The sequence below is a fragment of the Candidatus Ancaeobacter aquaticus genome (assembly GCA_030765405.1).
Lineage (GTDB): Bacteria > Auribacterota > Ancaeobacteria > Ancaeobacterales > Ancaeobacteraceae > Ancaeobacter > Ancaeobacter aquaticus.
Window position 1 is genome coordinate 1 of sequence record JAVCCP010000026.1, and the last position, 14,265, is coordinate 14,265.

At 40.0% G+C, this 14,265-nt stretch carries 14 protein-coding genes; all 14 read right to left on the bottom strand.

The annotated features are described in order from the left end of the window. Positions 1-354: 354 nt before the first annotated feature. The 14 genes from P9M13_02755 to P9M13_02820 all read right to left on the bottom strand — a co-directional run bounded on the left by P9M13_02755 (position 355) and on the right by P9M13_02820 (position 14,046). A complete protein-coding gene (locus P9M13_02755) occupies positions 355-888 on the bottom strand; it encodes a hypothetical protein (GenBank protein ID MDP8262205.1) in 534 nt (177 codons plus the stop codon). Between the two features lie 48 nt (positions 889-936). Further along, entirely contained in the window at positions 937-1,311 is a 375-nt protein-coding gene (locus P9M13_02760; GenBank protein ID MDP8262206.1) for a desulfoferrodoxin, read from the bottom strand. Between the two features lie 170 nt (positions 1,312-1,481). Next, entirely contained in the window at positions 1,482-3,320 is a 1,839-nt protein-coding gene (locus tag P9M13_02765) for an ABC-F family ATP-binding cassette domain-containing protein (protein MDP8262207.1), read from the bottom strand. Positions 3,321-3,349: 29 nt separating this feature from the next. Then, a complete protein-coding gene (locus P9M13_02770) occupies positions 3,350-4,657 on the bottom strand; it encodes a radical SAM protein (protein ID MDP8262208.1) in 1,308 nt (435 codons plus the stop codon). Positions 4,658-4,793: 136 nt separating this feature from the next. Further along, positions 4,794-5,036 (bottom strand): hydrogenase/urease maturation nickel metallochaperone HypA, encoded by a 243-nt coding sequence (locus P9M13_02775; GenBank protein ID MDP8262209.1) that lies wholly within the window; start codon positions 5,034-5,036, stop codon positions 4,794-4,796. A 4-nt stretch (positions 5,037-5,040) separates the two neighbouring features. After that, positions 5,041-5,523, bottom strand: coding sequence for a hydrogenase 3 maturation endopeptidase HyCI (locus P9M13_02780; protein ID MDP8262210.1), 483 nt, complete (start codon positions 5,521-5,523; stop codon positions 5,041-5,043). After that, positions 5,501-6,826, bottom strand: coding sequence for a Ni/Fe hydrogenase subunit alpha (locus tag P9M13_02785; GenBank protein ID MDP8262211.1), 1,326 nt, complete (start codon positions 6,824-6,826; stop codon positions 5,501-5,503). Before P9M13_02785 ends, P9M13_02780 begins: the two co-directional genes overlap by 23 nt. After that, positions 6,819-7,574 (bottom strand): hypothetical protein, encoded by a 756-nt coding sequence (locus P9M13_02790; protein MDP8262212.1) that lies wholly within the window; start codon positions 7,572-7,574, stop codon positions 6,819-6,821. The genes P9M13_02785 and P9M13_02790 overlap by 8 nt, the downstream gene beginning before the upstream one ends. Beyond that, the gene (locus P9M13_02795; GenBank protein MDP8262213.1) at positions 7,574-8,410 is read right to left on the bottom strand and encodes an FAD/NAD(P)-binding protein; all 837 of its coding nucleotides are present in this window, start codon (positions 8,408-8,410) and stop codon (positions 7,574-7,576) included. The genes P9M13_02790 and P9M13_02795 overlap by 1 nt, the downstream gene beginning before the upstream one ends. After that, a complete protein-coding gene (locus P9M13_02800; GenBank protein ID MDP8262214.1) occupies positions 8,407-9,441 on the bottom strand; it encodes a 4Fe-4S dicluster domain-containing protein in 1,035 nt (344 codons plus the stop codon). Before P9M13_02800 ends, P9M13_02795 begins: the two co-directional genes overlap by 4 nt. 351 nt (positions 9,442-9,792) lie before the next feature. Then, complete coding sequence (gene sbtM, locus P9M13_02805) at positions 9,793-11,364, bottom strand: thio(seleno)oxazole modification radical SAM maturase SbtM (protein ID MDP8262215.1); 1,572 nt, start codon at positions 11,362-11,364, stop codon at positions 9,793-9,795. A gap of 8 nt (positions 11,365-11,372) precedes the next feature. Then, positions 11,373-12,299 (bottom strand): alpha/beta fold hydrolase, encoded by a 927-nt coding sequence (locus tag P9M13_02810; GenBank protein MDP8262216.1) that lies wholly within the window; start codon positions 12,297-12,299, stop codon positions 11,373-11,375. Continuing rightward, positions 12,299-13,192, bottom strand: a complete 894-nt coding sequence (locus P9M13_02815) for an alpha/beta hydrolase (protein ID MDP8262217.1) — start codon at positions 13,190-13,192, stop codon at positions 12,299-12,301. Before P9M13_02815 ends, P9M13_02810 begins: the two co-directional genes overlap by 1 nt. 68 nt (positions 13,193-13,260) lie before the next feature. Next, the gene (locus tag P9M13_02820; protein ID MDP8262218.1) at positions 13,261-14,046 is read right to left on the bottom strand and encodes an alpha/beta fold hydrolase; all 786 of its coding nucleotides are present in this window, start codon (positions 14,044-14,046) and stop codon (positions 13,261-13,263) included. Between the last annotated feature and the right edge of the window lie 219 nt (positions 14,047-14,265).

The following is a 14,265-nucleotide window of genomic DNA, read 5'->3' on the forward strand; positions in this document are numbered from 1 at the left end:
CCGTTTTTGTTGTAAGTTCTTGTGGTTGACATGCTTATAGCATATCACAAACGGAGGGAATTGCAAGAAAACAATTTATATAAATTGTTTAAATATAAAGACTTATGCGTTTTGCATAAGGCATTGTCATACATACAAAAAGGAGGGTCATTCTCCTGATACATAGCAACAATGACTTTCCCCCGATCAAGTATTCTGGTCATATCAGGGGAAAGATTCTCATTGGCACTATCCTCGGCTTGGAGAAAAGTGGTAGGAACAGATAGAAAAATGCACACACCCATTATATACGACAGGATTTTGCTGTTTCCACTCGCACGTCTCATGTAAAGAATGTCCTTTTATAGGTGTATACTATTTCTTGTTTTTGATCGCTTTTTCAGCTTCTTTTTTATACTTATCAGCTTGATTCAACGCGTCGTGCTCTCTTTGAGCGGCCTGGCCTTCAGCTTTTTTTGCTTCGGTTACTTGTTTTTTAAGGTCTGCTTTTTCAGTGTTCTGCTGAAGTGTATCCGTCGCTTTTTTTGCGTCTACTGCTTCTTTCTTTAACTTATTCGCTTGTTCTTCTGCCTGCGTGGCTCTTTTATCTGATTGTGATTTCTCTTCCTTTGCAGCATCAAAGGCATCCTTTTTCTCGCCTATTGCTTGTTTCTTTACCGCTTTTTGCGCCCCAAGAGATCTCTTCTGGGCCTGCTCAGCAACGTGCTTGGCGTCGGAAGAAACACGGTCAGTTTTACGCTCATCAAGAACCTTTTCCTTCATTTCCTTTGATTTTCCCATTGTTGCTAATGAATCGCCCGCCTTATCAAGAACAGACTCCTCGGCATGCACTGAAAAAACACATACGGTAAATAGATATACCACAATGATAGTTCCCATCTTTTTCATTGTATCTCCTTTCGGGCTAACACCCTTTTATAAACATTAAACTTCTTTCTATGATTTCCACAGTCCATGAACTGTGCAATGTTCACGCGCCGTTATATTCTGGGCGCATATTTCAAACTCTGCCTCAGGCGCATCTCCCGGAGCTAATATCTTTCTATATACTGCACCCTCAGCAATAACCTCAATCCATTCAATATAATGGTTTTCTTCCATAGGATGAGGAACTGAACCAACCTTCACTTTTATCCCCTTATCTGTCTTTTCGACGATGGGAACATGTTTTTCGTTCCCCGCCTCCTGTGATTTTTCACTTAATTCCACCATTGGCTTACCGCAACATACGAGCTCACCGTCACCCGCATGAATTACTTCAACTATATTTCCGCATGCTTCACATTTGTATACCTGTAATAATGCTGTCATTTCATTCCTCCTTGTTTTATATCCATAAAATAAAGTATCAATAGTGTACTCTCTTATTAGATTTTTTTAAAGGGAATAATTCAAGCATTTTCACCGACGCGGGGGGATTGGATGGCCTGTGCGTAAAATTTTTCTCCGATGCGGGATACATTAGAATAGAAAAATACGGGTTAATCTTCATAGCGCTTTTCAAGCTTTTCATAGCGCCCGTTTACCATATCAAGCTCTTTATATAAAATGTCTCTGGCTTGTCCATCAGTATGAATTGATATTGACAAATCAGCTATACGTTGACTATCACCGTTTTTAGAGGCAATGATAATGTCTTCATGCTCCTGGAACAATTGGTGTTCAAGCAAAGAAATCTTTTTTTCTAATTCTTCTATCTTAACAACTAAAGGCCTGAGAGTCTGAGAACGTTCCTGCACAAAAGCGGCACGTTTTTGCTTGCTCTTTTTTCTCTCATGCGGATTTTCCGTTTTAGTGCTCGTATTCTTTAACATTCCCTTTTCGGTAGAACCTTCCTCATCCCATCCGATTTGACCGACAAACTCGTCATAGGTACCGGGAAAGAAAAAGAGATTCCCACTCTTAAACACAATGAGTTTTGTCGCAACGGTGCGTAAAAAATACTCGTCGTGAGAAACAATAATTGCCGCTGAACTAAATTTATTGATTGCCGTGATGAGTGCATCAATCGAAGGGATATCAAGGTGATGGGTTGGTTCATCAAGCAAAAGAAGATTAGAAGGTTTAACTAAAAGTTTTCCAAGAACAACACGGCTCCTTTCCCCTCCTGACAACATACTGACTTTCTTCTGTGCATCTTTACCGGAAAACATCATTGCCCCGCATATCTGCATAACTTCTTTTTTAATTCTCGTAGGATGAGACGCTGTTATCTCTTCTTCTACTGTTCGCTCGTTCACAAGATCAGATATTGTATCCTGTTCAAAAAATCCTTTTTCAACAGCCGGATGATTTCTTATCTCACCTTCACAAAGACCAAGTTTTTCCGCGCATAATCTCAAAAAAGTTGTTTTACCTTTGCCATTTTTACCGACAACACATATCCTGTCATTTTTCTGCACTGAAAAACTAATATTGTTTATAAGATATGGTTTCTTGTTGTCATACGAAAATGCTGCCGACTTCATTTCCATAAGGCATTTTGCATGAAATGGCGCTTCGTTAAATGAAAACGACAATGTCTCTATATGTTTAAGCTTTCCTGAATCATGCATTTTTTCAACACGCTTTAATCGTGATTGCGCCATGCCAGCCTGACGAGCTTTTGCCCGAAACTTATCAACGAATTCCATCATATGTTTACGGTTTCTCTCATCATTGAGCCTCTTTTTCTCCTGCATTTCTTCATGCTGGGCAATGTGGCTATAATAGTCCTGAGTACGCCCCGCTACCTTTTTAGCCTCGGCACGATGTATGCCAACAATATGTGTCACCACCCGATCCATAAAACTCCTGTCATGGCTAATGATCATTATTTCATGCGGCCAACCATTTAAAAATCGTTCAAGCCACCTGATAGAAACAATATCGAGATAATTGGTCGGTTCATCTAATAGAAGCAAACGGGGTTCTGATACAAGAACTTTAGCAAGATTAAGCCTCATCTTATACCCATCAGAAAACGAATCAGGAGAAGAGGTAAAATCACTTTCGGTAAAGCCAAGCCCTAAAAGTATTTTTTCCACTTTCCAAGTATCGTCAGTGTTTTCCTGAGGAAGTCCCTGACAGCCTTCTTCAAGAACAGTATCTTTCGTAAACTCGATATGTTGGGATAGGTACCCAATAGAATAATCTTTAGGAATGCTAATAGTGCCGGTATCGTGGGTTTCCTGACCGGCAAGTATGCGAAAAAGCGTTGTCTTCCCATGTCCATTTCTACCGACAATCCCTACGCGTTCATTGTCATGAACAGAAAAGGTAACATCTTTTAATAGTGTTCGACTGCTATACGTTTTAGAGATATTCTGGATAGAAATCATAAAGGAATGTCCCTTTTCTAGGATTTTATTTACTTCTCGGTTACACTCAAATCAGTTGGCGCTCTGCCTAATGAGCCAAGCAAGCCTATTGTTTCATCGATCTGCTTCTGTATCTCTTCGCCCCTATATGCACGATTCGGATAGATATCATATTGTTTTCTGAGTGATATTGGTGTTACATTAAGCATGACCGAATTTGCACCGGAAAGTAACCCTTTTTTCCTTGCCTCAACGCTTAATGTCTCAAACGCTGTTGTTACAAGAATCTTTGCTTCTTCAGGGTCAACAAGACGTGCAGCCGCAAGTACTTTGAGCATGGTTTCTTCTTCTATAGGCTTCTCATCTTTAAGCGATGTGTCAGGATGTGGAATGAATGGGCCATAACTATACATCTCGGCATGAAGTTCTTTCGTGAAATAAATATCTTCCACAATATCTTCTATGGTCTGCCCGGGAAGACCAACAAGCCCTCCTGTTATGATCAAATATCCCATTTCATATGCCCGTTTGATATGCTCTATACGCGTATCCAAACTTTTGCCCGGATGTATTTTTGTATAAAGATCAGGATTTGACGTTTCAAAACGCATAAGAAGTCCACGGGCACCTGCATTAAAGAGTTTTTGCAATCCGTCAATTCCTACTTCTCCAAAACTGATAAAAATAAGTGCCGGAGCTTTTTCTTTGATTGTTCTTATGACATATGCAAGCTCATCAATAGTATAACCCGCATCTTCACCGCTTTGGAGAACTAATGCCTTAAACCCATAATTTTCAATTGCGTTATATGCCGCGTCAACTATTTCATCCGGTGTCATCTTGTAACGCTTAAGAGACTTATTCTCTAAGGAAATACCGCAATAGGTACAATGGCACGAACAATAATTAGATATCTCAAGGATGCCATGCACACAACATGAATTCTTTAAGTATTTCTGTCTCAAAAAATTCGCTGTTTTGAAAAACAATTCATTCTCTGACGAAGATTCAGAGGCGAGTACATATAAAAGATCTTCTTTCTTTGGCGGCAACCCTTCTGCAGCTCTATCAAGTATCTGGCTTCTTTTCTTATCAATCCCTGATTTTTCCAAATCTATTCTTGATAAGCGAACATCAACTTCCTGAAGCTCAAAGAAAGTCTCTTTCCATACCGCGAGAATCTCTTCAGCATCCTGCCGGGCAAGTTTTTTTATAACATACCCACCTTGAGCATAGATATAATCACCTATCTTCAAATCGTCAAATTCGTTATGAGCTTTACGTTCTTCGCCAAAATAATCAACAATGGCCATCTTGCCGCACAGTTCTTTAACTTTTCCAGGTATTGCGTAGCACATATTTGCTCCATATATAGCGTTTAGCGGATAGTTTAAACTATTTTTATTTAAATTCACCGCTCTTCGCGCTATTGCTTAAAGTTTTAGTTTTAATTGTTTTTCTATACGCTAAGCGCTAAACGCTATACGCTATCATTCATTCGCAGTCGAATGATACGAGACGCAGTTCACGTGTTGGACTTTTCTCTATAATGAGTTCAGCACCAAGAATAATTGTCCCTTTACTATGCTCATAAAAGAAAAAACGTAATATATCCTCATTTATTTCGGTAAACTCACCCATCCTCACATATATCTTTGTCACTTTTTTAGCATCATTTTGTGAAGCAAGTTTTACCACGTCAGCAAACAAATCTTTTACCAGATGCATCTCATGCATATCTTTACTCCTTCTGTCTGTCCATTATTACTCGTACTATTTCATCTCCTGCACGTTTCACAGGATCAGTTATTGTTTCACCAAGTGCAATATTCTGAATCTGCACCCCAATAAACGTTGTTTTCGCTTTTGTTTCACTTTCAATAAGCTTTGCAATAACGTTCAGCGGTATTGAATGCGTGCTCATAGTCACATTAGGAATTGCCTCTTCAGGGATAACTCTTACTTCACCTGGCTCTCCGCCGAAATTTGCCGCATCAATAAATATAAGTGAATCCGGTCTTAGAGATACAGCCTCATCAATAATATTTTCGGGAGTATGCCCCGCATCAATAACACGAATACGTTCATTATTAGATAAAAAAGAAGCGATGTATGGGCCGACCCCATCATCGCTTCTAAAAGTATTACCTGCGGTAATATATACAGCGTTAGCTGTCTGGGGAATTAAACCCTCAATGACCTTATCGGTTAACAAACTTGACATCGAGAAAATGCGCTGAACATGAAATACACGGATCATATGCCCGCACCAACATTTCCATGTGTAATGTTATCTCTTCATCACTCTTATCAAGGATTTCCGGTACCAGCTTTTTCATGTCATGCTCTATATTATTACAGTTCTGGCCTGTCGGAATAATGCAGTTTGCATTTATTATTTTACCTTTATCATCAACCTCATACTCATGGAAAAGAATACCGCGTGGAACTTCTACCGCCCCAACTCCATTACCCGCTTTTACCGGAATTGTTCCTTTTTCATTAAGGCCGACAATCACCACTTCATCCTGATTTACTCCTTTTGCCTTGAACTCTTCAAGTATGACAATACTGTCTTCAAGAGAGTGCACACACTCAATGAGCTGCGCGGCTGTATTCAAGAAAGGGTTGGTCACTTTTTTGTTCATACCAAGCGCGTCTGCAATCGCCTTTGCCTTTGGATGTAATTTATTATAGTTCATATTTACGCGAGCAAGCGCTCCGACCATATATGAATCACGGCTTGCCTTTGCATGCTTTGCCGATGAATGCGGCACGATGAATTCGTTTGTTACTTTTTTATAATCCTTTTTGTTTAATCTGAGCCCGTCAGTAGAACCGATATCACCTTCTAGCATCGGATATCCGTCTGTATCGTTCACCAATGCGACATATTCGGTATCTCTTTCAAACTGCGGAAACTGTAACGTTTGTGCAAGCTCTATGGTTGGAACCATGTCCGCCTGAAGCTGTTTTAACATATCAAGCATTGTATCAAGATCTTTTTCTTTCGGAAGCTTAGTGAAACCACCGACAATAGCTGATATCGGATGAACGTGACGGCCAACAAGAACGTCACATACATTGTTACATACTTTTTTCATTCTCAGTGCGCGCCTTACAACATCATTATGAGTATCAATAAGCGGCACAAAACTCTTTACTCCTAACAAATCGGGTGCAACCAAGAGATAGATATGCAAGATGTGGCTATCAAGATTTTCCATGTGCAGCAAAAATTCACGTAATCTCTGTGTTTGTGCAGACGGTGTAAAACCTATCGCATCTTCAGCCGCTTGAATAGAAGCAAGCGTATGTCCGCATGCGCAAATACCGCATATACGGCTCGTGATATGCTGCGCTTCAAAAATCGATCTTCCTCTTAACATACCCTCAAAGAAACGCGGTGATTCAACAATATCAAGTCGGCATTCTTCAAGTTTACCGTCATTTACATTTACCACTATATTCCCATGTCCTTCAACACGAGTAAGGTATTCAACATTTACTTTAACATTTTTACCCATGTGTTTCTGTCTCCTCTAATTCTCTCGGCTTATTATACATATTCATCTTGTTCTCGATCCAATCCATCGGGATATTATATTTCTCAAGAATATCTTTCGCGCCATTTTCAGCAGGATTTGATACCATTCCACGGCATCCGTAACAGATATTACCGTTATTAATGCACCATGAATTACATCCTGCACGTGTTATCGGGCCTAAACAAGTTACGCCCCGTTCATACATACATACATTCTCATTTAGTTTACATTCTACGCATACCGCATTATCAGATACTTTATAGGGAATACCTGCTAAAGCTGCTTTTAGTACTTCAACAAACTCCGGCAAATAAACCGGACATCCCGGTACCGTATAATCAACAGGAACAACCTGATGCACAGCATGTGTCGGTATGGTATCAAAATATTTTGCGTCTTTTTGATATACGTACTCACGTATATCATTTAAGTCAAAATTATTCTTCATTCCGTTAATACCGCCGATTGCCGCACATGAACCGTATGCGATCACTACTTTAGCTTGTGCGCGAATCTTCTTAATACGTTCAACACCATGCGGTGTTGTTATGCTTCCTTCAACAATCGCAACATCATAATCGTCTGAACGCTCTGACATGACTTCACGGAAGTTCACAACTTCAATAAGATCAAGCACATCAAGAAGCGCCTCACCCATATTTGCCACTTGTAACTGGCATCCTTCACAACAGGTAAAATCAAAAAATGCAACTTTTACTTTATTCATTATAATGCCTCGTGTTTTCCTTTTACATCTTCATAGGTAAATACCGGTCCATCCTGACAACAATACAAATTATCGATCTGACAATGACCGCATTTGCCTACACCACACTTCATGTGCCGTTCAAGCGATACGATTATCTGCCTTTCCGGTATATTCTTTTTCAATAGTTCTGCGATAACAAATTTATACATAATCGGAGGACCGCATACAACACCAAATGTACGATCAGAATCAAGGGTAACCCCCGGAATAAGATTTGTAATAAGGCCGACATTTCCCTTCCAATCAGGATCACTTCTATCTACGGTACAGTTAAAGTTAACGTCAAGCCTCTTTTCCCACTCGGCTACTTCATCGCCAAAGAGCATATCTTCCGGAGTCTTACAGCCAAGTAGAATATTGATCTTACCGAAATCTCTTCTATTAAATATCACATAATTAATAAGTGACCTTAGGGGAACGATACCCAACCCACCAGCAACAAAAAGAAGATCATTTCCCTCAAGTATCTGCACAGGAAAACCTGTGCCGAAAGGTCCTCTGATACCGACAACATCACCGGCATTCAGCTTATGAAGCGACGCGGTCAGTGTTCCTGCTTCACGTACAACAAGCTCAAATGAACCTTTTTTTGTCGGAGATGATGAAATAGAAATTGGCGCTTCGCCAATTCCCGGAATCGATACCATGACAAACTGCCCGGGTTCATGACTGAGGTCTTTACCGTTAGGTAGTATAATCTCAAAATACTTCTCGAGCTTTGTCATCTGTTTCGCGTTTAAAATCTTTCCCGTCATTACATTATACGGGGAATCAACAAGTGTTTGCTGTTTCATTTGTTTTCCTCTGCCAATGCATTAATAGTATCTTTTAAGTTTATCTGCGCCATACAGGCCCTTGTACATCTACCACATCCGGTACAAAAATAACGACTGTAGCGTTTTACCGGATAATTGAACTTTCTCATATACCGGTGCCGCTGCCGCGCTCCACGTGGTTCACGAAAACTCTCGCCACCAGCAATCTTTGCAAAATCTTCATTCTGGCATGAATCCCAATTTCTGGTCTGCACACCGGTATTCAGATCAAGATTCGTCTCAAACCGTACATCAAAACAGTAACAGGTAGGACACACGTTTGTACAGTTACCGCATGAAACACATTTTTTTCCCAGCTCTTCCCATACCTTGCTATCGTATGCCTTCTCAAAAAGCGGAAACAGACCCTTATGGCTTGTCGTTACTTCATTTTTGAATATGCTTCGTTTCTTGCTGCGCAATTCTTCAAGCTCTTTCATATCAGATGCGTCCGCATCAGTAAAAACCGCGGTATCTTCAACCATCTTTTCACCAAGCATCGTATTGACATGAACAAGAAACCTGTCTGAAAATTCAGTAAAAAAGAGATCATATCCGCCATTTGGTAGATGATTGTCCATAACGCCGCATGTTGCGTGCTCATCACAATACTTATTACATTCTAAACCGATAATCGCGATCTTATCTTTACGTGCAACATAGTTCGCATCAACCGGTTTTGCGGTGAAAACCATGTTGAGACACTGTATGCCTGCCAAATCGCATGTATGAACACCAAATATTGTAATTTTTTCGTATTCTACGACAGGGTTGAAGCTTTGCTCTCTCTTATTGTACTCAAGCAACTTTTCTGTCTGCGGCATGAAATATTTCTTTGGCGGTAAAATTGTCGGTATATAGTCTATTGAAACCTCTTTACCGGTCTGAACATCTTCAAACGCAAAATTATCATACCCTTTTGCTACTGGAGCTACTACCTTCTGATCTTTCGCAAGCTTTGCGATAAAATCATCAAAATGAGCCTTCTTAAGAATTACATATTTTTCCATAATTTCTTTCTCTCTTTACGGGTTTCATTCGTACCATTTTTCACAATGTATTTAATAAAATACCAAAATTAGAGTGTATGTCAAATGAATTTTCAATAAAATTACATTATTTGCATTATTTCTCATATTTCAATAGAAATGGGTCCCAGAGATGCCATATGTGTATATATTTAAGCCGAGATACCTACATGTTTCTTTTGACTCAGGCACACTGAAACGCATATGTGCGTTACGATCACTAACCACAGATCCATTTTTCTTCCCATCTTCTGCACTAAAGGCTGAAGCAAATAATACCCACACTACCAGTATACTTGATACAACCGTTCTAATGTAACTCTCCTTAATAGTTTAGATGTAACAATAAGGATCTCGTTCCCTAAAAATGTTACCGCCATATCCGCTCGTTATTGCAAGGCACCCGCCGCATACATGTCTCAGAGCACATCCATCACATGCCGAAGATCCCCTGCGATATTTCCGGGCACGTTTTGAATCATAAATAAGACTCAACCTCCGTTTCAGAATATTGCCTACCGGTGAAGGGAATTTTCTGCACGCGTGCACCTCACCGTCAGGTAATACCGTAAGGAAATTAAATGCTGCTCCACACCCGTACCCCGTACAACCATCAGATACTGCATCACCATTTTTATATAGTTCAATGTTAATCAGATTATCCTTAAAACCGATTATCGGATTTTTTTCCGATGCCTTGATATAGTCTTTTAAAAATTGTTTATACTGCTGGAGAGATGGTAGCTTAAGCTGGGAACCTTCACCCACAGGTGACAGGCGATTAAAGGTAAAATAATCTGTTTTTCCTCTCAAAAATTCTGCAAGCGGCAACACCTGATCAATATTATCTTCTGTCAGAGTCAACATAATCGCTGAAGATACATTTTTTTTGCGGAGTACCCGTAAAAATCTGATCACCCGTTTAAAATTATCAATACCTCGTACAGTATCATTATGACTTTGCATGCCTTCTAAGCTTGTCTGATAATATGTCGGTCTCTGGATCTTTAATATCTTTTCGAGCTCTTTTGACGAGACAGGATTGCCCAGTACTGATACAGAAAAATCTCTTTGTTCGGCTTTCTTGTACAGATCATAAAAATGACGAGATAAAAAGGGATTGCCACCAGAAAAACAGATATGTCCATCTACGTGCTTATTCCTGCAAAAAGAACTCATATCATCAAGTATCTTTACCCCCTGCTTCAGAGTTAACGGAGATCTTTTTGTGCGATCATAACAATGTTTACAATGCAAATCGCAGAGATTGGTGACATGCCATTGCAACGTAAAGGTGTCCGCAATACACTTTTCATCTGAGATTTCTAACTCGTGACTAAATAAGCTCATATCACGAATCAATTTTGATCTGGCAGAAATTAAGAGTCCTTTCGTTACTGCGCGATAAAACATCTGATCAATAACGGCAAGCGAAACATTTCCTGTACGAGCAACAACTTCGGGATCTATTTTATCAAGTACCATTTTAAGTGCCAGCAACTCATCTTGCGATGCAGCTTTGGTATGCAAGCGGCCATCACTCGTCTTCCATACTAAGATCCATTCATCGCCTTTTCTCGGCTGTATATTTTTGTGTGGTCTCTTCTTTACGAATGACAAAAGTTTCCATGCCGAGTGTACAATTTCTAATGTTGGATTTATTTCGTAGCCGTGCGCGTCTAGATGGATTCTTTTGGTATCTGCCTTAACAACAGATATACAATATTCGAAACGAGCTAGATCACTCAAGTGTTCCGGCAGGTGGTTTTTCTTCACATACTGCAGAAGTTTTTTTAAAAATTGTGCCGGGGATTTATTGTTATTATTGCATGTTACCTCATTCCAAACGTGAGGACCTATATATCGTTTAGTAAACCCATAGATGTGGGCATTCGATTTTTTCATTATATGTATTATTCTATTGTAAAATGAGAAAACAGCTGGTGAATTTCTTTGAGAAACTCTGGAGTGTTTTCCATACAATCGTGTCGGGCGTTTTCAATGTGTCTCACATGAACATGCTTGTTCCCTGCCTCATGCGCAATACTGGCCAGTTTATCAGGTTCCCAATCCTCAACCAGAAAATCGCCATCGCCTCGTACCATAAGAACGGGATACGGCACTTTATGCATATTTTTGTAGGCCATTGCGTTATACGCCTCAGGACCTGCCATGTGCCACCATGTCTTATACGTAAATATTTCGCTGTTTATAGGCTCACGTGTCGGGCCTCGTGACTGATACACTATGAATGTCTCATCATTGGGGCTATTGTACGGATCCGGACCTAAGATTTCTTTCGCTCTTTGATACACTTCGTCATACGTCGGAGAGCTTCCCCATTTATCAAAATCTTTTTTCCATGAATCAGGTATCGAATAATGGCTTCCCTCAAGAATAAGCCCTTTAACGTTTTTGTTCTCTCTTTTCGATGCCCAGTGAACAAGCATGCTCGCACCCAAACTATATCCAAGAATATAAATATTTTCAAATCCTGATATTGTAAGAAACTCAACCGCCACATCAATATCATGAATGGTATCATCAAATATGCCTGTGCCTACGATCTGTCCTGCATAGGCAAGCCGTGTATTAATGGTAAGCGAACTCACTCCGCGAGCAGCGAGCTCATGCGGCAACAGGCGCGGTGTTCCCCGAGCAAGAAAATGCCCTAAAAGACCCGGTATTTGAATAACAATAGGAACAGCCAATATGTCTCTTAGTTTTTCATATTTCCTTGTTACGAGAAGAGAGCTTACCGAAAAGCGATCCCTTGCCTTAAACCGTATCAAACTCATTTCTTCTTTTGATCCAATATCCTGCACAATATCCCTCTTCATTACTTATATTTTTCATTTATCCATTTCACAACAGCCTCACCAAGCTCGTGGTGTTTACCGTTAAACATATGATCGGCATCAAAGCAAATCCTGGTAATATCCTTATGCCCGGAATCCTTAGCTACAGTAATTAGATCTTCGTTTTCGTGCCGACACACAATTGTATCTTTTAATCCGCGCACAAGTAGCGTAGGCACTGTCACCTTACCGATATGTTTATACACTTCAGTCCCTTCGGCTTCAGGACCCACCATTGACCACCATGTTTTATATGTATACACTTCTGTATCCTTCGGCAATAGTGTCGGACCATTAGCTCTTTGAACGAGAAATATCTTATCATGAAGAGGTTCTTTTCCGGTTTCAATAAAACACACTTTTTTCGCTTTTTCATATATATCAGCATATGACGGATTGCTCTGATTTTCTTCCCATCTGTGCTTCACTGTATCAGGAAGAGAGTATGGAGTTCCAATACCTATGACACCCACAATAGCCTTATTATCCTGCCGCGTCGACGCGTAACGTATAGCCATGCACGCACCAAGACCGTGGCCGGCAACGACAATCTTTTTATATCCAATCTTTTTAAGATACTCGCATGCAGCATCGATCTGCACCATAGTATTCTCAAAGATACCAAAACCAAAAAACATGCCAAGATTTGCCAGAAGCGTATTCATCGTCAAAGATGAATATCCATGATTTGCTAAAATATGTGGAAGATAATGTTCGCTTTCATCAAGCAAATTACCGAGTGTTCCGTGAAGGCGCAAAACAACAGGTTGTTGGTAATGTTCTTTATCGGTAGCACAGTTATAGAAATGTGCATCGATCTTATGATGATTGTAAGGAATCGAGATAATTGCCCCTGAACATATTTCTATTTCCATAAAAATTCCTCAAAAATATATTATTATGAATATCTACAAGATAAGAATATCAAAACACACGTGCATGCTCAATCAAAATGAGCATTAATCCACTCAATTATTTTAGGACAAAAATCTTTCTTATGTTTACTTAATCCATGGTCTGCATTCTTTATCGATATAAATTTTCCCTTTGTATGTTTCCTACCATAGTGTTCGCTCACACTGTGCGGCACCATACTGTCTTTATCACCATGAATGATAAGGCACGGCACGCCAACACAAAGAAGTGTTTCAGCTGGTTTGTGCTTGTGTTTTCTAAGCTCTTTGATCATTTCGTAACTCACTTCATATTCACCAAGCTGTACTGAACCGCGTTTTTTCGCGCCCGCTAGCGCTTCGGAATGAAACCATTTTCTAGCCCATTTAGTTTCCGGTTCAAGAAACGTCCTCCGATAATCAAGTACCGGACAAAGCAAAGTCATACTTTTTATGTATGTACGATATTTTTTTAAACTAAGAAGTGCTATACCTGCACCAAAGCTGGTAGCTACAACAGCGCATTTTTTGTAACCCTGTTTTTTGAGATAGGCAATAACCGCACTAAGGTCGCTCTTTTCACCCTTTATAGTAACGTCACTAAACGCGCCTGAACTCTGACCATGTCCCCTAAAATCAAAACGTAGGCTTGCATGCTCTTCACTCGCACATAATCGCGACAAGTATGAGTATGTTCCCCCTTCTTCTTTATTCGCCGTAATGCCATGAGCCATAATAACGACTGTATCAGTTTTCTTCTCAGGAAGAGTAAGGATAGCTGATAGGGTTACCTCATCAGTTGATTGTATCGTAATATGTTTTTCATATTTTTTCATACATAAACCCAAACAGCAAAACGGCCCGTACATTCGGGCCGTTTACTTAATCATTGATTATGCAATCCCTGTATGAAACAGAGTGATAGTTTTCCTTCAATCTAGAAATCTCGTGGAGATTTCTTTGCTCGCATTCACTGCGCTCATCCCCCCTAGATTTTCTCGGATAAATCCTCCAAAATCGTAAAGCAGGGATTCATGTCCCTTTTTTCAATCTAG

Excerpts from the sequence above, each read along its gene's own strand:
- P9M13_02755 (MDP8262205.1), bottom strand. The coding sequence starts at position 888 with ATGAAAAAGATGGGAACTATCATTGTGGTATATCTATTTACCGTATGT.
- P9M13_02760 (MDP8262206.1), bottom strand. The coding sequence starts at position 1,311 with ATGACAGCATTATTACAGGTATACAAATGTGAAGCATGCGGAAATATA.
- P9M13_02765 (MDP8262207.1), bottom strand. The coding sequence starts at position 3,320 with ATGATTTCTATCCAGAATATCTCTAAAACGTATAGCAGTCGAACACTA.
- P9M13_02770 (MDP8262208.1), bottom strand. The coding sequence starts at position 4,657 with ATGTGCTACGCAATACCTGGAAAAGTTAAAGAACTGTGCGGCAAGATG.
- P9M13_02775 (MDP8262209.1), bottom strand. The coding sequence starts at position 5,036 with ATGCATGAGATGCATCTGGTAAAAGATTTGTTTGCTGACGTGGTAAAA.
- P9M13_02780 (MDP8262210.1), bottom strand. The coding sequence starts at position 5,523 with ATGTCAAGTTTGTTAACCGATAAGGTCATTGAGGGTTTAATTCCCCAG.
- P9M13_02785 (MDP8262211.1), bottom strand. The coding sequence starts at position 6,826 with ATGGGTAAAAATGTTAAAGTAAATGTTGAATACCTTACTCGTGTTGAA.
- P9M13_02790 (MDP8262212.1), bottom strand. The coding sequence starts at position 7,574 with ATGAATAAAGTAAAAGTTGCATTTTTTGATTTTACCTGTTGTGAAGGA.
- P9M13_02795 (MDP8262213.1), bottom strand. The coding sequence starts at position 8,410 with ATGAAACAGCAAACACTTGTTGATTCCCCGTATAATGTAATGACGGGA.
- P9M13_02800 (MDP8262214.1), bottom strand. The coding sequence starts at position 9,441 with ATGGAAAAATATGTAATTCTTAAGAAGGCTCATTTTGATGATTTTATC.
- sbtM (MDP8262215.1), bottom strand. The coding sequence starts at position 11,364 with ATGAAAAAATCGAATGCCCACATCTATGGGTTTACTAAACGATATATA.
- P9M13_02810 (MDP8262216.1), bottom strand. The coding sequence starts at position 12,299 with ATGAAGAGGGATATTGTGCAGGATATTGGATCAAAAGAAGAAATGAGT.
- P9M13_02815 (MDP8262217.1), bottom strand. The coding sequence starts at position 13,192 with ATGGAAATAGAAATATGTTCAGGGGCAATTATCTCGATTCCTTACAAT.
- P9M13_02820 (MDP8262218.1), bottom strand. The coding sequence starts at position 14,046 with ATGAAAAAATATGAAAAACATATTACGATACAATCAACTGATGAGGTA.